The 17,896-nt window shown below is 59.5% G+C and carries 14 protein-coding genes; 6 read left to right on the top strand and 8 right to left on the bottom strand.

Annotated elements, in window-relative coordinates:
• Positions 1-95: 95 nt before the first annotated feature.
• Complete coding sequence (locus tag GVL50_RS26755) at positions 96-536, bottom strand: CBS domain-containing protein (RefSeq protein WP_053121863.1); 441 nt, start codon at positions 534-536, stop codon at positions 96-98.
• A 383-nt stretch (positions 537-919) separates the two neighbouring features.
• Between GVL50_RS26755 and GVL50_RS26750 the strand changes: the two genes are divergently transcribed.
• Entirely contained in the window at positions 920-3,280 is a 2,361-nt protein-coding gene (locus tag GVL50_RS26750) for a DNA polymerase II (RefSeq protein ID WP_178124225.1), read from the top strand.
• On the opposite strand, the gene GVL50_RS26745 is transcribed toward GVL50_RS26750, so the two are convergent.
• The 3 genes from GVL50_RS26745 to GVL50_RS26735 form a co-directional block, all read right to left on the bottom strand.
• The gene (locus GVL50_RS26745; protein WP_159815643.1) at positions 3,245-3,715 is read right to left on the bottom strand and encodes a DUF1810 domain-containing protein; all 471 of its coding nucleotides are present in this window, start codon (positions 3,713-3,715) and stop codon (positions 3,245-3,247) included. The genes GVL50_RS26750 and GVL50_RS26745 overlap by 36 nt on opposite strands.
• Positions 3,716-3,740: 25 nt before the next feature.
• On the bottom strand, positions 3,741-4,562 hold the full coding sequence (locus tag GVL50_RS26740; RefSeq protein ID WP_159815642.1) for an aldo/keto reductase: 822 nt from the start codon (positions 4,560-4,562) through the stop codon (positions 3,741-3,743).
• 274 nt (positions 4,563-4,836) lie between these two features.
• Positions 4,837-5,985, bottom strand: a complete 1,149-nt coding sequence (locus GVL50_RS26735; protein WP_159815641.1) for an aldose epimerase family protein — start codon at positions 5,983-5,985, stop codon at positions 4,837-4,839.
• A 337-nt stretch (positions 5,986-6,322) separates the two neighbouring features.
• On the opposite strand from GVL50_RS26735, the gene GVL50_RS26730 reads away from it, so the two are divergent.
• The 3 genes from GVL50_RS26730 to GVL50_RS26720 all read left to right on the top strand — a co-directional run bounded on the left by GVL50_RS26730 (position 6,323) and on the right by GVL50_RS26720 (position 9,471).
• On the top strand, positions 6,323-7,072 hold the full coding sequence (locus GVL50_RS26730; RefSeq protein WP_159815640.1) for a hypothetical protein: 750 nt from the start codon (positions 6,323-6,325) through the stop codon (positions 7,070-7,072).
• 169 nt (positions 7,073-7,241) lie between these two features.
• Entirely contained in the window at positions 7,242-8,456 is a 1,215-nt protein-coding gene (locus GVL50_RS26725; RefSeq protein WP_159815639.1) for an MFS transporter, read from the top strand.
• A 229-nt stretch (positions 8,457-8,685) separates the two neighbouring features.
• On the top strand, positions 8,686-9,471 hold the full coding sequence (locus tag GVL50_RS26720) for a sulfite exporter TauE/SafE family protein (RefSeq protein WP_159815638.1): 786 nt from the start codon (positions 8,686-8,688) through the stop codon (positions 9,469-9,471).
• 161 nt (positions 9,472-9,632) lie between these two features.
• On the opposite strand, the gene GVL50_RS26715 is transcribed toward GVL50_RS26720, so the two are convergent.
• Positions 9,633-10,103, bottom strand: coding sequence for a GNAT family N-acetyltransferase (locus GVL50_RS26715; RefSeq protein WP_159815637.1), 471 nt, complete (start codon positions 10,101-10,103; stop codon positions 9,633-9,635).
• A gap of 208 nt (positions 10,104-10,311) precedes the next feature.
• Between GVL50_RS26715 and GVL50_RS26710 the strand changes: the two genes are divergently transcribed.
• Positions 10,312-10,878 (top strand): DUF4174 domain-containing protein, encoded by a 567-nt coding sequence (locus GVL50_RS26710; protein WP_159815636.1) that lies wholly within the window; start codon positions 10,312-10,314, stop codon positions 10,876-10,878.
• Positions 10,879-11,005: 127 nt separating this feature from the next.
• Here the strand turns inward: GVL50_RS26710 and GVL50_RS26705 are convergent, their stop codons facing one another.
• The 3 genes from GVL50_RS26705 to ampC form a co-directional block, all read right to left on the bottom strand.
• Positions 11,006-14,584: an ATP-binding protein gene (locus GVL50_RS26705; protein ID WP_159815635.1), complete on the bottom strand. Its 3,579-nt coding sequence runs from the start codon at positions 14,582-14,584 to the stop codon at positions 11,006-11,008.
• A gap of 3 nt (positions 14,585-14,587) precedes the next feature.
• Positions 14,588-15,211: a response regulator transcription factor gene (locus GVL50_RS26700; RefSeq protein WP_159815634.1), complete on the bottom strand. Its 624-nt coding sequence runs from the start codon at positions 15,209-15,211 to the stop codon at positions 14,588-14,590.
• Between the two features lie 393 nt (positions 15,212-15,604).
• Entirely contained in the window at positions 15,605-16,759 is a 1,155-nt protein-coding gene (ampC, locus tag GVL50_RS26695) for a class C beta-lactamase (RefSeq protein WP_371926044.1), read from the bottom strand.
• Positions 16,760-16,931: 172 nt separating this feature from the next.
• Between ampC and GVL50_RS26690 the strand changes: the two genes are divergently transcribed.
• Positions 16,932-17,804, top strand: a complete 873-nt coding sequence (locus GVL50_RS26690; RefSeq protein WP_159815632.1) for a LysR family transcriptional regulator — start codon at positions 16,932-16,934, stop codon at positions 17,802-17,804.
• Positions 17,805-17,896: the final 92 nt, after the last annotated feature.

Below are 17,896 nucleotides of genomic sequence, written 5' to 3'. Positions count from 1 at the left end.
GCGGTGGGTCAGTCGACAGATAAATTGACTGACCCACCGCATTCGCGAGCAAGCCCGCTCCCACAAGGGATTTTTGGCAACTGGCCGAAAGTGGATTACTCCCCGCGAATGTACTGCTCCAGCTGTTTGATCAGCTCAGCCTGCTCGGCAATGGCTTCCTTGACCAGGTCACCAATCGACAGCAGCCCGATCAACTTGCCATCCTGCACCACCGGCAAATGGCGCAGACGCTTGTCGGACATGATGCCCAGGCACGTGTCGACGGTCTGGTGCGTATCGACGGTGATCACCGGCGAGACCATGATGTCGCGCACCGGCGTGCCCACCGACGAACGGCCATGCAGCACCAGCTTACGGGCGTAATCGCGCTCACTGATGATGCCCAGCACTTCATCGTTCTCCACCACCAGCAAGGCGCCGACGTTTTTCTCGGCCATCTTCATCAGCGCTTCGAGCACCATGTGATCAGGTTTGATCTGGTGCACTTCCTGATTTTTCTGATCTTTGAGCTTGAGCAGTTGGGCGACGGTCTTCATGGCGGTTACTCAGGTGTTGTCGTTGTTATCCAAGCATCGTAGACCCTGAGGCGCAGGGCAAGGTGACAAAGCGGCAGATAGCACGCAAAAAACGTCATTTCCCGAAAAAAAGCCCGAACACACAACCATTCTTGGAGGGAACCTCTGTGGCGAGGGGATTTATCTGTGGAGAGGGGATTTATCTGTGGCGAGGGGATTTATCCCCGTTGGCCTGCGCAGCAGGCCCGCTTGTAAGTCAAAAGCGGGGCTGCTTCGCAACCCAACGGGGATAAATCCCCTCGCCACAGAGAACATGTTCAGCCTGAGAGCTTCTAAACCATAGACCCGGGGGTGAACGCGGCAGCGTAGAATGCCATCCTGTTTGATACGTTGAGGTTGCAGTGGTGGATTTACCGCAGGGCTTCGTCCTGACCCGGCATTGGCGTGATACGCCGGCCGGCACCGAAGTCGAGTTCTGGTTGGCGACCGACGCCGGGCCGCGTCGTGTGCGTTTGCCGCATCAGCCGTCGGTGGCGTTTATCCCCGCTGAACAGCGCGAGGCGGCCGAACGCTTGCTGCACGACGAAAAGAACGTCGAACTGCGCCCCTTGGCCCTGCAGGACTTCGAACATCGCCCGGTGCTCGGCTTGTATTGCCAACAACACGGCCAGTTGATGCGTCTGGAAACCGCGCTCACCCGCGCCGGCGTCGACGTTTACGAAGCCGACGTGCGCCCGCCGGAACGCTACCTGATGGAGCGCTTCATCACCGCGCCGGTATTCTTCAGCGGCACAGCGGACGCCGACGGCACCTTGCTCAACGCTCACCTCAAACCTGCACCGGATTACCGACCGAAACTGCGCCTGGTCTCCCTCGACATCGAAACCACCGAAAACGGCGAGTTGTATTCCATCGCCCTCGAAGGCTGCGGCGAGCGTCAGGTGTACATGCTCGGCACCCCGAATGGCGACGCCAGCATCGTCGACTTCGCCCTCGAATACTGCGACTCGCGCACTGTCATCCTGAAAAAACTCAACGACTGGTTCGCACTGCACGATCCCGACGCGATCATCGGCTGGAACGTCGTGCAGTTCGATCTGCGCATCCTCCACGAACACGCGCGACGCCTCGGTGTGCCGCTGAAAATCGGCCGTGGCGGCGAAGAAATGCAGTGGCGTGAGCACGGCAGCCGCAACCACTACTTTGCCTCCGCAGCGGGGCGGTTGATCATCGACGGTATCGAATCCCTGCGTTCGGCGACCTGGAGTTTCCCCTCGTTCAGTCTGGAGAACGTCGCGCAAACCCTGCTCGGCGAAGGCAAGGCCATCGACAACCCGTACCAGCGCATGGACGAAATCAACCGCATGTTCGCCGAAGACAAACCGGCGCTGGCCAAGTACAACCTCAAGGACTGCGAACTGGTCACGCGGATCTTTGCCAAAACCGAGTTGCTGACTTTTCTGCTGGAGCGCGCCAGCGTCACCGGATTGCCGGCGGATCGCAGCGGCGGCTCGGTCGCCGCGTTCACCCATTTGTATATGCCGCTGATGCACCGACAGGGTTTCGTCGCGCCGAATCTGGGCACCAACCCGCCGCAGGCCAGTCCCGGCGGTTTTGTCATGGACTCGCAACCGGGCTTGTACGAGTCGGTATTGGTGCTCGATTACAAGAGTCTGTACCCGTCGATCATCCGCACTTTTCTGATCGATCCGGTGGGCCTGATCGAAGGCTTGCAACACCCGGACGACGCTGACTCTGTACCGGGTTTCCGTGGCGCGCGCTTCTCACGCACCCGTCATTGCCTGCCGTCGATCGTCTCGCGCGTGGCCGAGGGGCGCGAGACCGCCAAACGCGAGCACAACGCGCCGCTGTCGCAAGCGCTGAAAATCATCATGAACGCCTTTTACGGCGTGCTCGGTTCCAGCGGTTGCCGGTTTTTCGATACGCGGCTGGCCTCGTCGATCACCCTGCGCGGTCACGAAATCATGCTGCGCACGCGCAAGTTGATCGAAGAGCAGGGCCACGCGGTGATTTATGGCGACACCGATTCCACCTTTGTCTGGCTGCGTCGCCAGCATGCTCAGGAAGAGGCGGCGAAGATCGGTCAGGCGCTGGTCCAGCACGTCAACGACTGGTGGCGTGAACATGTACGCGATGAATACGGGCTGGAAAGCGCCCTCGAATTGCAGTTCGAAATTCACTACAAACGCTTTCTGATGCCGACCATCCGTGGCGCGGAGGAGGGCAGCAAGAAGCGCTATGCCGGCCTCGTCACCCGCGCCGACGGCAGTGATGAAATGGTCTACAAAGGCCTGGAAACCGTGCGCACCGACTGGTCGCTGCTGGCCCGGCAATTTCAGCAGGAGTTGTACGAGCGGATTTTCCAGCGCAAGCCGTATCAGGATTACGTGCGCGACTACGTGCGCAAAACCCTCGCCGGTGAGTTCGATGATCGGCTGATTTACCGCAAACGCCTGCGCCGCACCCTCGACGACTACGAACGCAACGTGCCGCCCCACGTGCGCGCGGCGCGGCTGGCCGACGAATACAACACGCAGCACGGTCGGCCACGGCAATATCAGAACGGTGGCTGGATCAGTTACGTCATTACCTTGGCCGGCCCCGAACCACTGGAAGTGCGCCGCGCGGCCATTGATTACGACCATTACATCACCCGGCAGCTGCAACCGGTGGCGGACGCGATTCTGCCGTTTGTCGACGACGATTTCTCAACCCTGATCGGTGGGCAACTGGGCCTGTTTTGAGTCGAGCAGTTGCAGCGTCCATTCATCGAGAATGCCGTGGAAGTAGCGCTCCGGCGCCTGCGCGAACAGGCTGTCGTCGGCGCTGAACTGGGCGAACAGCGTCATCGAAGAATGAAATTTCAGGTCATCGGGATGACCGAAAATCTCCGCGATTGAACGCTGGCGCACGTTCAACACCAACTGCGTGCAGGTGCGCAAGCGGGCGCCGAGCAATTCATGGTCGAGGTAGGCCTGCGCTTCTTCGGCCGAACCGATGGCGTAGCGTCGGGACATTTCACTGCCGCCCAAACCGGCGAATTGCGGGAAGACGAACCACATCCAGTGGCTGCGTTTGCGGCCGTCTTCGAGTTCGCGCTGCACCCGCTCGAACACCGAGTCTTGGGCCAGCACAAAACGTTGCAGGTTGAACGGGTCGTTCTGATCCGTGCTTCTCATCGCGAAGCCCTCGCCAGTCGGCGGCTCAGACCATGGCCAGCCGCTGCTTGCGTTGTGGCGCTTGAAACACCTGATCCAGCGCCGCCAGATCCCCGGCCTCCAGTTGCAGCTGCGCCGCTTGTGCATTGAGTTGCACGTGTTCGGGTCGCACAGCCTTGGGAATCGCAATCACACCATCCTGACGCAGAATCCACGCCAGCGAAACCTGCGCGGGGGTGACGCCGTGACGAGCGGCAATCTGTTTCAGCACCGGCTCAGCCAGCATCGCGCCGCCCTGACCGATCGGGCAGTAAGCCATCAGCGGCATCCGCTGGTGCTGGCACCACGGCAACAGATCGAATTCGATGCCGCGCTCTTCAAGGTTGTAGAGCACTTGATTGGTGGCGCAGGCCGAACTGGAGAGTTCTTCGAGGTCATCGACGTCGAAATTGGAGACGCCCCAACGGCCGATCTTGCCTTCTTCGCGCAGACGTTCCAAGGCTTCGACGGTTTCTTCCAGCGGATACTGGCCGCGCCAGTGCAGCAGATAGAGGTCGATGTAATCAGTGTCGAGCCGCCGCAGACTACGCTCGCAGGCTTGCGGAATGCCTTTGCGGCTGGCGTTATGCGGGTAGACCTTGCTCACCAGAAACACTTGATCGCGCAGACCGGCAATCGCTTCGCCGACCACCGATTCGGCACCGCCCTCGGCGTACATTTCGGCGCTGTCGATCAGGGTCATGCCCAGCTCGATCCCCGTGCGCAACGCCGCCACTTCACGCTTGTGCGCCGAACGGTCTTCGCCCATGCGCCAGGTGCCCTGACCAATGACTGGAACCTGCACACCGGCCAATTCGAGGGTACGCATTCAAACCTCCTATCTGAAAGAGTCGATACCTTTAAGTGGGCAGCAGGATAGCCCAGGGGTTCCGAAAGCTTCCAGATGAGGCGCTTTTATCGATCGTTCCCACGCTCTGCGTGGGAATGCATCAATGGACGCTCTGCGTCCGCTGTTGGGACGCGGAGCGTCCCGGGCTGCGTTCCCACGCGGAGCGCGGGAACGATCAAAGAAATGCATTCACCCTAATTGGGGCTGCTGCGCAGCCCATCGGGGATAAATCCCCTCGCTACAAGGGGACTGGTTATTTCGCGGAGAACTTCAACACCACGCTGTGGTTGTAAGTCTGCCCCGGATCCAGTCGCGTACTCGGGAAGTTCGGCTGATTAGGCGAGTCCGGATAGTGCTGCGTTTCCAACGTAAACGCGCCCCAGTGCGGATACACCTTGCCGCCCTTGCCCTTGACCGTGCCATCCAGGAAGTTGCTGGTATAAAACTGCACACCCGGCTCGGTAGTGAACAACTGCAAATGCCGTCCCGACTGTGGATCGCTGACTTCAGTGGCGACTTTGCTCACATCGCCCTTGGCATCCAGCGCCCAGTTGAAATCAAATCCACCCTGTTTCGGCTCAGCAAATTTCAGTTGCTCATGATCAGCCTTGATGTGCGTGCCAATCGCCGTCGGTTTAGTGAAATCCATCGGCGTGCCCGCAACGGGCGCGAGTTCACCGGTCGGGATCAGTTTGGCCGTCACCGGCGTGTAATGGCTGGCGTACAGGGTCGCGACCTGCTTGAGAATGTCGCCATTACCGGCGCCGGCGAGGTTGAAGTAACTGTGGTTGGTCAGGTTGAGCACCGTCGGTTTATCGGTGTTGGCCTTGTAGTCGATGCGCAGCTCGTTGTTGTCGGTGAGGCGATAGGTGACCTCGGTGGTGAGGTTGCCGGGAAAGCCCATTTCGCCGTCCGCCGACAGATACGTCAGGGTTACGCCGACCGAATCCTTGTCCTTGGTTTCCTGGGCTTTCCAGACCTTCTTGTCGAAACCCAGCGTGCCGCCATGCAGCGCGTTGCTCTTGTCGTTCTGCGGCACTTGATAGCGTTTGCCATCGAGTTCGAACGCACCTTCGGCGAGGCGATTGCCAAAACGGCCGATGGTCGCGCCGAAGTACGCGGTGCCTTTCTGATAACCCTGCACATCGTCGAAGCCGAGCACGACGTCGTCGAACTTGCCGTGTTTGTCCGCCACCAAGAGCGATTGCAGGGTCGCGCCGTAGGTGATGACGGTGGCTTGCATGCCGTGGCTGTTGCGCAGGATGTATTGCTCGACGGGCGTGCCGTCATTGGTTTTGCCGAAGGCTTTGTGCTCGGCGCTGAGGCCGGCGGCATTGGCGGAAAGGGTGGCGATCATCAGGGACAGTCCGAGGCCGGAGAGCAGGTGTCGGGATTGAAGCATGGTTGACCTTCCTTTTTGTTGTTGTTTTCAAAGCAGCGCGGATTCCCCTGTAGGAGCTGCCGAAGGCTGCGATCTGTTGATCTTTATAAAAGCAAAAGATCGCAGCCTTCGGCAGCTCCTACAGGGTGGTTAATAGTCATGCTATCTGTGAGTAGGCAGAATATTTATAGCGGATGAATCGTTTATTGCCAAAATAAAGTCTGACTAATTGATGTGGGGATCAGCGCCAAAGGTCGGATCAACGCTCGCACACTGCACTTTTTCGAATTTCCCGGCTCTATCCATGGCCAGGATGCGGTGACCCCCGCCGCACAGGAATGTGCCTGTTCGAGACTACATGCCGAGAGTTTTCCAGCTGATTGCCGACCTTTTTCGCCGACCGTGCCTGCCGCTCGCCTGTTTGTCATTGCTGTTGTTCAGCGGTTGCAGCCATCAGGAGGGCAACGGGTTTTTCGCGCAGATGCGTGACGGCCAGCCGCAGGAATTCATGCAGACCAGCGTCGACCGTATGGCCACGCTGGCAATGCGCGACAACCTCAACAGCCTCTACCGCCTGATGGGCAAGCTGTACCTGCGCAATCCAGAAGAGCTGAAAAAATCGGGGTTCCTCAGTATCAGCGTGGCGGTGAAACAGGTGCGTCTGGCCGTTGAACAACAGCAGCCATTGCCGGTGCTCGGCGGAAGAAAGGATCTCGCGGCGCTGAGCTACGCGATGAGCCCGGAGTTTCGCGGTGACCGCGTCGGCGCGTTCATCTATGCGATCGGCAGCATGCTGGTGACCGCCCACGGCAATCGCACCGAGTTCTACATGACCGATGCGATCAACCCGACCTTCGTCCACAACGCCGCGCGCAACATCGAAAAAGCCACGTGGATTCTGTCGCAACGGCAGAACAAGGACGGTCAGCCATTGCTGTTTTCCAATGAGATTTCGGAGGAGGGCAGCAACCTCAGCTTTGCCACCGAGTTCGGCAAAATCGTCGCGCGGCTGGATCTGATCACGCAGATGCTTGATGAGCGCTACCGGCGGATCGGCCTGAATTACGCGCAGAGCCTTCTATTCCTGAATTTCCTCCCCGTTCAATAAGCGCTCTCACCCCTGTAGGAGCTGCCGAAGGCTGCGATCTTTTGATCTGTTTTTGAAGGTCAACGTCAAAAGATCGCAGCCTTCGGCAACTCCTACAGGGTAGAGTGGCGGTCGGATTGTTTGTATACAATCCACCGTCAACTTTGACTCAAAGGGAGCTGCACCCGTCATGACCGACCCCGCAAGCGCCGATTTCACTCGCGTTGATCGCGCCGTCCGCTCGGACAAATTGCCTTATGCCGCGTTGCTGGCGTTCGCCATGACCGGTTTCATCGCCATCCTCACCGAAACCCTGCCAGCCGGCCTGCTGCCGCAAATCGGCGCCGGGCTCAATGTCAGCGAGGTGCTCGCCGGGCAACTGGTGACGCTGTACGCGCTGGGCTCGATTGTCGCGGCGATTCCGCTGACCGTCGCCACGCGCGGCTGGCCTCGGCGGCGGGTGCTGTTGATGACCGTCGGCGGTTTTCTGGTGTTCAACACCGTCACTACGTTTTCCAGCCATTACGGCCTGACCCTCGCGTCGCGGTTTCTCGCCGGGATGGCGGCGGGGCTGTCGTGGGGGATCATGGCCGGCTATGCGCGCGGCATCGTGCCGGTGCATCAACAGGGCCGCGCGCTGGCGATCGCCATGCTTGGCACGCCGGTGGCGCTGTCATTAGGCACGCCGGCGGGAACATGGCTGGGTAATCTGATCGGCTGGCGTGCCTCGTTTGGCATCATGTCGGCGCTGGCCCTGGTGCTGGCGGCGTGGATCGTCATTGCGGTTCCTGATCGTCCGGGGCAAACCAGCGAAGAACGCCTGCCGCTGCTTGAATCGTTGCGCCTGCCGGGCGTGCGACCGGTGCTGTTCGTGGTGCTGACGTGGATGCTCGGGCACAACATTCTTTACACCTACATCGCGCCGTTTCTGATGCAGGCCGGATTGGCCGAACGGGTTGATCTGGTGCTGCTGGTGTTTGGCCTGTGCTCGTTGGTGGGCATCTGGATCATCGGCATGCTGGTCGATCGCTGGCTGCGTTGGCTGACGTTGATCAGCCTTGCGGTGTTTGCCGTGACCGCGCTGGTGTTGGCGCTGCTGGCGCCGTCACCGTGGCTGATTTACACGTGCATGGCGGTGTGGGGCTTGTCCTTTGGCGGCTCGGCGACGTTGCTGCTGACCGCCGCGGCGGACTCGGCGGGCGATCACGTCGACGTGGTGCAAGCGATGCTGACCACGTCGTGGAACGTGGCGATTGCCGGCGGCGGCTTGTTTGGTGGCTTGCTGCTGGATCGGGCGGGGGCGATGTCGTTTCCGTGGGCGCTGCTGATTCTCTCGCTGATCGCGCTCGCTACCGTCTGGATCAACAGCAACCACAGCTTCAAACCGGGCCGCAGAGTGCATTGATCTCACATCCAACACCTAACCCCTGTGGGAGCGGGCTTGCTCGCGAATGCGGTGTATCAGTGAAAGATGATTTGACTGACACGACGCCTTCGCGAGCAAGCCCGCTCCCACAGAAGGCTGCGTGTGAATTTGAGATGGCATAACGATAGACCGCATTGATATATGTGGTTATAAGAAAAATCGCTATGCTGCGGGCCAGATTTTTCCTGTCGTTTTTGTGGACGGTTTAATGGAATTGGCAAATTTCGGCCTGGTGATCGCCGGGCTGGTGGTGGGGTTTATCGTCGGCATGACCGGTGTCGGCGGCGGTTCGTTGATGACGCCGATCCTGCTGTGGTTCGGCATCAACCCGGCAACAGCGGTGGGCACTGACCTGTTGTACGCCGCCATTACCAAATCCAGTGGCGTGCTGGTGCACAAAAAGAACAAGAACATCGATTGGGCCATCACCGGCTGGCTGACCCTCGGCAGCGTGCCGGCGGTGGCGATGACCTTGTGGTTCCTCAGCACCCTGCACACCGCGCCGGATGCGATGAACGCCATCATCAAACAAGCCCTGGGCTTTGTGTTGTTCGCCACTGCGCTGGCGATCTTCTTCAAAAAACGCCTGCTCGCATTCGCCCACAGACGCGCCGGCGGCAACTACAACCCGAGCGGTTCGCGCCTGAACGTGTTGACCGTGATCACCGGTCTGATCCTCGGCACCATGGTCGCGCTGACGTCGATCGGCGCGGGTGCGCTCGGCACCGTGGCGCTGTTCATTCTTTACCCGCTGCTGCCGACGCGTCGTCTGGTCGGCACCGAAATCGCCCACGCCGTTCCGCTGACATTGGTTGCAGGCCTCGGTCACGCGAGCATGGGCAATATGGATTGGGGTGTGTTGGGCTTTCTGCTGATCGGCTCGTTGCCGGGCATCTGGCTCGGCAGCCACCTGACCGGACGCATTTCCGACGAAGTCCTGCGCCCGTGCCTGGCGACGATGCTGGTGTTGATCGGCTACAAGCTGGCGTTCTGATCGACCCGGGTTTTGCATTGGAACAACCTTGTGGGACTTACTCACCACAAGTTCTGCGCTGCTGAATATCCCGTGTAGGAGCTGCCGAAGGCTGCGATCTTTTGATCTTGATCCTAAAAAAGATCAAAAGATCGCAGCCTTCGGCAGCTCCTACAGGTTTTTTATGACGGGTTTTGAATGGTGTATTTCATCACCGTCACCGGCAATTCCTCGTACACCATTTCCTCAATCACCTCCCATCCCAACCGTGCATACAGCGATTGCGCCGCATCGGTGTACAGATACAACTCCTTCACGCCCAGCGCCGCCGCTTCTGCAACCACACGGTTAACCAGTTGCGAAGCAACCCCGCGCCCGCGTTCTTCAGCTTTCACATAAACCCCGGCCAGCCAAGGCGTCAGGTTCGGGCGCAGTTTAAGATCGTTTTCAATCAGCAGCGCGCCGCCGAGCAAGCGCGAACCTTCGAGCGCCACCACCACGCTGGGGATCGCGCCTTTGCCGCAAGCTGCACGCATGCGTTGTGTACGCGCCTCCAAGGTATCTTCGGGGCGATATTTACCCCATTCCTCGAAGTTGAGCGTGGCCAGTTCTTCAATCAATTCGGGGTGATCGCACAGGTAATCAATGTGCATGCGGGTGAACTCCATTTCGGTGGTTGATCCACCACCCTAATGCGGTCATAAAAGGTAATCAAATCTGCCTTGCGATCGTGTCTGTGATGTTGCGCAATGTCGGCCCTGACCTAAGCTTCTGACAAGGCGACACCTATTTGCCAGATAGCCCCGGAACAATCGCCACGATGCGCAATCATTAGAGCGTGGATATTAAAAGGAGATGCGCATGCTCATCAGGTCACTGACCCTGACACTCTTGCTGGCGATTGCCGGCCCTCTGTTCGCCGCTGACAACGATTCGCCGATTGCCGGCGACATGGGCCGCGCCCGACCGCTGATCGTGATCGCACAAAGCACCGTTGACCCCGTGTGGGTCGGCCTGAAAAAGTCGCTGGAAGATCCCGCCAACAAAAAAGGCGTCGCCGATCGCAACATCAAGGTTTACACGATCCTCAACATGTCCGGCCAACTTGACGGCAAAGACCTTGGCCAGCAAGACACCATGGCGCTGCTGCGCTCGCTGAAGCTGGGCGCCGGGGCGTATCCGAAAGTGTTCCTGGTGGGCAAGGACGGCGAGACCAAACTGTCGGCGTCGGGGGATGAAGCGAAAGCGGTGGATTTGAAGAAAATCTTCGACACCATTGATGCCTTGCCGGCGACCGAGAAAGACATCGCGCCACCGTCCGTTGCAACCACACCGGCAGCCGCTGAACCGGCCGCAAAAGGCGCAAAAGGCACCAAACCGGCCAAACCTGCAAAACCCACCAAGCCACCGGAAATGCCGGATGACTGATTGAAGTTGAATGAGATCCCCTGTGGGAGCGAGCTTGCTCGCGAAGGCGTCCGGTCAGTCACATTGATGCTGACTGACCGGGCCTATTCGCGAGCAAGCTCGCTCCCACAGTTTGTTTCAGCGCTCTTCAGTCTGCGTGTTCTTGCAATGCTGTTTGCAAGCGCTTCATCTCTTGCACAAAACCTTCATACAATCGATGCGCCTCCTGCTGAGTCGTGCTCGACTTGCACGCCACCTCCAGTTGCTCACACGCCGCAATCAACGGCGTCGCATGAATAATCCGCGCGCTCCCCAGAATCTTGTGGCAACGCCGCGCCATGCCCGCAAAATCCCCCGCTTCAAACAACAATTCCATCGCCTCGACATCCTGCTGATTGGTGCGTAACACCGTCTCCAGCAATTGCCGGGTCAGCCCCGGATCGCCAGCGGTAATGTCGCTGACCTTGGACGGATCAAAACACGCCGCACTGGCCTGACGTTCACGTTCGGATTCACGCAGATAACGCTCCAGGGCACTGCGTGTCAGCGGTTTGAACAGGCAGGCGTTCATGCCCGCGTCGAGACAGCGGCGGGTTTCCTCTGGCTGCGCATTGGCGGTCAGACCGAGCACATGAGTCGGCGTGCGCCCCTCGGCGGCTTCGATGGCGCGCAACTGGCGGGTCATTTTGTCGCCATTGAGCAGCGGCATATTGCAGTCGGTGATCAGATAATCGAAGGATTCTTCGCTCCACAGGCGCAACCCTTCGAGACCGTTTTCGGCGCAGGCCACGCGCATCCCCAGCGATTCCAGTTGCCGCTGCAGCACCACCCGATTGAATTCGTGATCCTCGACAATCAGCACATGCCGCGACGGCAGCGGTGGCAGATCTTCAGTCGGCGTCGTCGGCAGGGTTTGTGTCTCGGTGTGCAATCGGGTGCTCAGGTTGAGGGTAAAGCACGAGCCGAGCCCCGGCTCGCTTTCGCAAGTCAGTTGCCCACCCATCAGCTCGGTCAATTGCTGACAAATCGACAACCCCAGCCCGGTGCCAATCTGCGTTTCGCTCTGGCCGTCGGCGAATTGGGTGTACGGCTGAAACAGGCGCTGGCGCTGTTGCTCGTCAATGCCGATGCCACTGTCGCGCACCGCCAGGCGCAATTGCACCAGATCGCTGTGAGTCAGTAGGCTCAGCTCAACGCTGACCGTGCCTTGGGCGGTGAACTTGATCGCGTTGCTCAGCAGGTTGGAAAGAATCTGCCGAAAGCGCAGCGAATCCAGTTCCACCGCTTGATCGGCATCGTCGGTGATCAAGGTCAGGTCGATGTTTTTCTGCTGCGCGAGGCTGGCGAACGCCTGCACCACGGTGCGCGCCAGACGCTCGGGATAGCAGCGGCTGCTGCGCAATTCGAACTGGCCGGCTTCAAGTTTGGTCAGGTCGAGAATCTCGCCGATCAATTCCATCATGCCGCCGGCCGACTTCTGCGCGATGTCGATCAACTCGCCATCGCCGGTGCGCTCGGGATGACGATTGCGCAGCAGTTCGAGCACGCCGATCAACGCGCTCATCGGCGTGCGGATCTCGTGGCTCATCACCGCCAGAAAATGGCTTTTGCCACGGTTCGCCGCCTCGGCTTGATGTTTGGCGGCGAGCAAGGCGTGTTGCAGATGCTGTTGTTCGGTCAGGTCGATCCAGCCGCCAATCACACCGGTCATTTTGCCGTCGGAGTCGCGGTAGGGCAGGGCCCAGTGGTAGATGTGGAAGGTGTGGCCCTTGACCGAGAGCGGGAAATTGTCGAACGACGGCTCGCCGCTTTCCAGGGTGGCGCGGTGGATGCGTTTGTAGTTGTGGGCGTTATCCAGCGGCAGCACGTTGGCCTCGATCAGGCCTTTGTGCAGCACCTGCTCAAGCTCCACGCCCATCACCTGCAAATAGGCGCGGTTGCAAGTGAGCAGCAGGCCTTTGCGGTCGCGCACGTAAATCGGGTGCGGCGTGCCATCGACCAACGCCTTCATAAACAGCAACTGATCGCTCAAGGCTTTTTGCGCTTTGAGACGCTCGGCGATTTGCCGGCGCAGGCCGAGGTTCCACGCGATAAAACCGAGCAACACGGCCACCAAAACCATCGCCGCACGCAGAATCCAGCGCTTGTAAGTGCTCCAGCCGTCTTCACCGTTCTGCGGGTTTTGCCAGCGATTGGCCAAGTCGCTGAACTCGCCGGGGGCGATGTCGAGCATGGCTTTGTCGAGGATCGAAATCAGCGTGGCGTTGTGTTTGCCGGTGGCGAAGGTGATCAACGCCGGTTGGGTACCGAGCACCGAGTCGATTTGCAGGCGTCCACGAAAGTAGCGATCAATCAGATAGGCCGCGCCCATCTGCGGCTGAATCACGCCCTCGACCTGTCCTTCGGCGAGCAGTTCGTAAGTCTCGATCGACGTATCGACTTCAACCGCGCGCAACTCCGGCCATTCCCGCGCCAGCCAATGCGCGGCTTCGGAGCCCTTGATGATCGCCACCGGCCGGCCTTTCAGCCCGCTCATGCCCTCGCGGTTGGGCTTGACCCGTGTAACCAGTACAAACGGATTGACCACGTAGGCGCGGGAGAACTTCAGATCCTTGTGCCGGCGCTCGCTGTAAGTCAACGCCGCGATCAGGCTCGGCGGATCGCGTTGCGCACGACGGGTCATGGCGTCCATCGAGGTGATTTTCTTTGGCTGAAACGCGAGGCCCGTGCGGTCGTTGATCAGCTCGAGCAAATCGGCGGACATGCCGCGCATTTCGCCTTCGGTATCGAAGAAGCTGAACGGCGAATACATGTCGTTGGCCAGCACCTCGACAATCGGATGATCCTTGATCCACTGCTGTTCGACCGGCGTCAGTTGCAGACGGCCGTAACCGAGTTTCGGGTTGGAACCGATGCCCCAGCGCCGGGCGATTTGCGCGCGTTCCGCCGGAGAGATTTTTGCCAGAACGTTATTGAACAGATTGAGCAACTGCGCGTCTTCGCGCTGCATGGCGAAGCTGAAACCCAGGCCTTCGGAGTCGCGCTGAATGGTCTGTTTGAGGCTCTGCTGGTAACTGCGTTCGAGCAGGTATTGCGCGGAGATCGCATCGGTCAGCAGCACCTTGTTTTCGCCGTAGGCCACCAGGCCGAGGCCGTAGGGTGTCGACTCGACCGCCTCACGGGGATGATCGGGAAACAGCGCGGCAACGCGACCCGGAATCATCCAGTCTGAGTCGAAGAGAACGGTGGTGTCCTTGGGCAGCTGATTGTTCGCCCAGTGGGTGCCGAAACGACTGACCAGCACCGCTTGATCGTACGCATAGGCCGCACTCATGCGCAGTTCGCTGTACTGGTTTTCCAGATGATTGATGCGTGGCACCACATCGATGTCGCCACGTTGCAGGGCGGCAAGCGCTTCGGCCTGATTGGCGAACCGTTCGATCTGTACCCGCAGGCCCAAGGTGCGAGCGATGATGTCGAGGTAATCGGCGGACAGACCTTGGTATTCACCACCGTCGGCGGTGATGTCGAGCGGAGGGCGATCCGGCAGATAGACCCCGGCGCGCAACACGGCTTTTTGCGTCAAAAAATGCCGTTGCGTGCTGCTCAGGGGCAGGGTTTGTTGATTGCTGGTCGCGCGGCTGAGCAGGCTCAGCGTGTCGGCCTGGGCGCTCAATGCCAGCCAGCCGAGGCAGAGAACAGCGAGCAGTTGTCTGAACCGGTTCATCAATCAGACCAGATGATTGCGTTTGGCGAACTCGACCAGATCAAGCAGCGTGTGGGTGTCGAGTTTTTGCATCAGGCGGGTCTTGTAGGTGCTGATGGTTTTGTTGCTCAGCAGCATGTCGTTGGCGATCTGCATGTTGGTCTTGCCTTGGGCCAGACCGTGCAAGACTTTGAGCTCGCGGCGGGTGATGGTGTCGATGCGCTTGGCGTCGTCCTGGGTGTATTCACTGTGATTAACCGAATCCAGCGTCCCCGGCGGAAACCAGCGTTCGCCATTGGCCACGGCTTTCAGTGCAGTGAGAATCTCCCTCGGATCATCACCCTTCGACAGATAACCCGCCGCCCCGGCGCGCAGGCATTGCGTGGCGTAGGCCATACTTTTCAAACCGGTGTGTACCAGCACGTGCGCCGTACTGCCGCCGATGCGCAAACGGTCGATCACCGCCATGCCGTCGAGTTGCGGAATGTCCAGATCCAGCACAATCGCATCGGGCTGCAGCTCGAATGCCTTGCTCAAGGCATCGACGCCGTTGTCGCACTCAGCCACCACGACATGGCCCTCGCGCGCCAGAATCATCGCGATTGCCATGCGCACCACAGCGTGATCATCGACCAGCAGCACTTTCATCGATCAGTCCTCAAGCCCGGTTTCAGCATAGCCCGCACGCCGGGAAGAGCACGGCGCGGGCGCGACCGCGAAAAAAGAGCGCGATGCTACTTGGTTTGAGGGGGGATGCAAGAAAACAGGACTGCACGAATGACAATGGCTACCCCAGCCTTTGTGGTGAGGGGATTCATCCCCGATGGAGTGCGAAGCACTCCCAAAACCGGACGCCCCGGTGAGTCAGAAAAAACAGGGTTCTCTTTTGGGGCCGCTGCGCAGCCCATCGGGGATAAATCCCCTCACCACAGGGATTAGTGTCACAGGGGATCAGTGTCACCAGGGATCGGTTTCACAGGGGATCAGTGTCACTAGGGATTACTGTCACTAAAGGGAGTACCACAGATTTGGTGCCTGGCTTTATCGAGTAATTGCACTCAGGATCGTGTGCGCAATCTTCACCCGTTCCGCATTCGGGTAGTTCTTGTTCGCGAGGATCACAATGCCGACATCCTTCGATGGCACGAACGCCACGTACGTGCCGAAGCCTCCGGTTGCGCCGGTTTTGTTGTACAGCATGTTCTGCGGCTCGGGTTGCGCCGGGGTCAGCCATTGCACTTTGTGCGCTTGCAGCGCCATCGGGTTCGAATTGCCGTTTTGCAGTTTTTCCAGACTGATCGGATAGGCGTAACGCTCCCAACCCAGACCCTGGGTCATGTCACCGACGGTGTAGTAACCGGTGTGCGTGGTGGTGACGGCTTGTTGCAGGGGCTGTTTCAGGCTGGCCGGTTTCAGGTTCGCTTCGACGTACCGCAGCAGGTCGGCGGCGCTGGTTTTGATGCCGTAGGCTTCAGCGTCCAAGGCGCCGGGGCCAACACGCACCGGTTGGTCTGCGCTGTTGTAGCCTTGGGCGTAGAGGTTGGCTTCGGACTCGGGCACGCTGAGGAATGTGTGCTGTAAACCGAGTTTTGGCAGCAGGGTTTGGGTCATCGCCTGATCAAACGACTGACCGAGGCTCTTCGCCGTCAGATAACCAAACAGTCCCAGACTTGGATTGGAATACAGGCGATGGCTGCCCGGTGGATACAGCGGTTTCCATTGCTGGTAATAGCCGAGCATCTTGTCCGCCGAATCGGCTTCAGCGGGAAATTGCAGTGGCAGACCACCCGCGCTGTAAGTGCCCAGTTGCAGCACGCTGATGTTGTCGAAAGCGCTGCCGTGCAGCTCAGGCCACAGCGAGCTGGCCTTGCTCGACAGATCCAGTTTGCCCGTCGCCTGCGCATAACCAGCCAGCGTCGCAGTGAAGGTTTTGCTCACCGAACCGATTTCAAACAGGGTGTTTTCGCTGACCTTCAGCCCGCTGTCCTTGTTGGCGACGCCGTAGTTAAAGTAATGCGGCTGGCCATTAACAGTCAGGGCGATGGCCAGGCCTGGAATGTTCTGCTGCTGCATCACCGGCGTAACGGCAGCGCTGACCAAGGCTTGCAGTTGCGCATCGGTTGGCGCAGCAGCCGAACAGGCAGCCGCGCCGAAGCAAAGTCCAAAAGCGCTGTAGGAAAAGAGTTTGCTCGGCATGATTGAACGCATAAGTGAACCACTCTCCATGAGTGTTGATTATTCTATCCCGCTACACTGCGGACGATTTCCCGTTCGGGCGGCTGATCAGCGCGGCCAATTTAGGCAGTCCGGCGCCAATCGACAAACGATGAAATCTCGCATGAGCCATTAGAAAAATTTGGGACTGGGCATGATTCGACCTCAATTGCCGCTGAACGCACTGCGCGCATTCGAAGCTTCGGCGCGCCATCTGAGCTTTACCCGCGCGGCGGTGGAGTTGTGTGTGACCCAGGCCGCCGTCAGCCATCAGGTCAAAAGCCTTGAGGCGCAACTCAACGTAACCCTGTTCAAACGCCTGCCCCGTGGGCTGATGCTGACCGGCGAGGGCGAAACGCTGTTGCCGGTCTTGAGCACATCGTTTGATCACATTGCGCAAATTCTTGAACGCCTTGCCGACGGCCAGTACCGCGAAATGTTGACCGTGGGCGCGGTCGGCACGTTCGCCGTGGGCTGGCTGTTGCCGAGGCTGGCGGACTTCCGGGCGAAACATCCGCTTATAGATTTACGGCTGTCGACTAACAACAATCGCGTGGATGTCGCGGCGGAAGGGCTGGATTACGCGATCCGCTTCGGCGCGGGAGCGTGGCATGGCATCGAGGCAACACGCTTGCTCGACGCGCCGCTGTCGGTGTTGTGCGTGCCGGAAATCGCCCGGCAATTGCATGCGCCTGCGGATTTGTTGCAGCAGACATTGTTGCGTTCCTATCGCACCGATGAATGGCCAGAATGGTTTCACGCGGCGGGCATGGCCACCCACGCAGCACCGCCGCAGAGCATCGTGTTCGACTCGTCGCTGGCGATGATGGAAGCGGCGTTGCAGGGCAGTGGAGTGGCATTGGCGCCACCGCTGATGTTCGCCCGGCAACTGGCGGCGGAGGCGATTTGTCAGCCGTTCGCGATTGAAATCACCACCGGCAGTTATTGGCTGACACGATTGCAATCACGCCCGGAAACGACAGCGATGCTGGCGTTCAAATCATGGCTGCAACACGCGGCGGCCTGACACAAATCCCCCGTGTGGGAGCGGGCTTGCTCGCGAAAGCGGTGTGTCATTCAGGTCGTCGGTGACTGACCCACCGCTTTCGCGAGCAAGCC

The sequence above is a fragment of the Pseudomonas sp. 18058 genome, from assembly GCF_902706155.1.
GTDB classification, from domain to species: Bacteria; Pseudomonadota; Gammaproteobacteria; order Pseudomonadales; family Pseudomonadaceae; genus Aquipseudomonas; species Aquipseudomonas rustica.
The sequence above is the reverse complement of the archived record's forward strand: the minus strand, read 5'-3'. Positions and strand labels throughout refer to the sequence as shown.

Excerpts from the sequence above, each read along its gene's own strand:
- GVL50_RS26755 (WP_053121863.1), bottom strand. The coding sequence starts at position 536 with ATGAAGACCGTCGCCCAACTGCTCAAGCTCAAAGATCAGAAAAATCAG.
- GVL50_RS26745 (WP_159815643.1), bottom strand. The coding sequence starts at position 3,715 with ATGAGAAGCACGGATCAGAACGACCCGTTCAACCTGCAACGTTTTGTG.
- GVL50_RS26740 (WP_159815642.1), bottom strand. The coding sequence starts at position 4,562 with ATGCGTACCCTCGAATTGGCCGGTGTGCAGGTTCCAGTCATTGGTCAG.
- GVL50_RS26735 (WP_159815641.1), bottom strand. The coding sequence starts at position 5,985 with ATGCTTCAATCCCGACACCTGCTCTCCGGCCTCGGACTGTCCCTGATG.
- GVL50_RS26730 (WP_159815640.1), top strand. The coding sequence starts at position 6,323 with ATGCCGAGAGTTTTCCAGCTGATTGCCGACCTTTTTCGCCGACCGTGC.
- GVL50_RS26725 (WP_159815639.1), top strand. The coding sequence starts at position 7,242 with ATGACCGACCCCGCAAGCGCCGATTTCACTCGCGTTGATCGCGCCGTC.
- GVL50_RS26720 (WP_159815638.1), top strand. The coding sequence starts at position 8,686 with ATGGAATTGGCAAATTTCGGCCTGGTGATCGCCGGGCTGGTGGTGGGG.
- GVL50_RS26715 (WP_159815637.1), bottom strand. The coding sequence starts at position 10,103 with ATGCACATTGATTACCTGTGCGATCACCCCGAATTGATTGAAGAACTG.
- GVL50_RS26710 (WP_159815636.1), top strand. The coding sequence starts at position 10,312 with ATGCTCATCAGGTCACTGACCCTGACACTCTTGCTGGCGATTGCCGGC.
- GVL50_RS26705 (WP_159815635.1), bottom strand. The coding sequence starts at position 14,584 with ATGAACCGGTTCAGACAACTGCTCGCTGTTCTCTGCCTCGGCTGGCTG.
- GVL50_RS26700 (WP_159815634.1), bottom strand. The coding sequence starts at position 15,211 with ATGAAAGTGCTGCTGGTCGATGATCACGCTGTGGTGCGCATGGCAATC.
- ampC (WP_371926044.1), bottom strand. The coding sequence starts at position 16,759 with ATGCCGAGCAAACTCTTTTCCTACAGCGCTTTTGGACTTTGCTTCGGC.
- GVL50_RS26690 (WP_159815632.1), top strand. The coding sequence starts at position 16,932 with ATGATTCGACCTCAATTGCCGCTGAACGCACTGCGCGCATTCGAAGCT.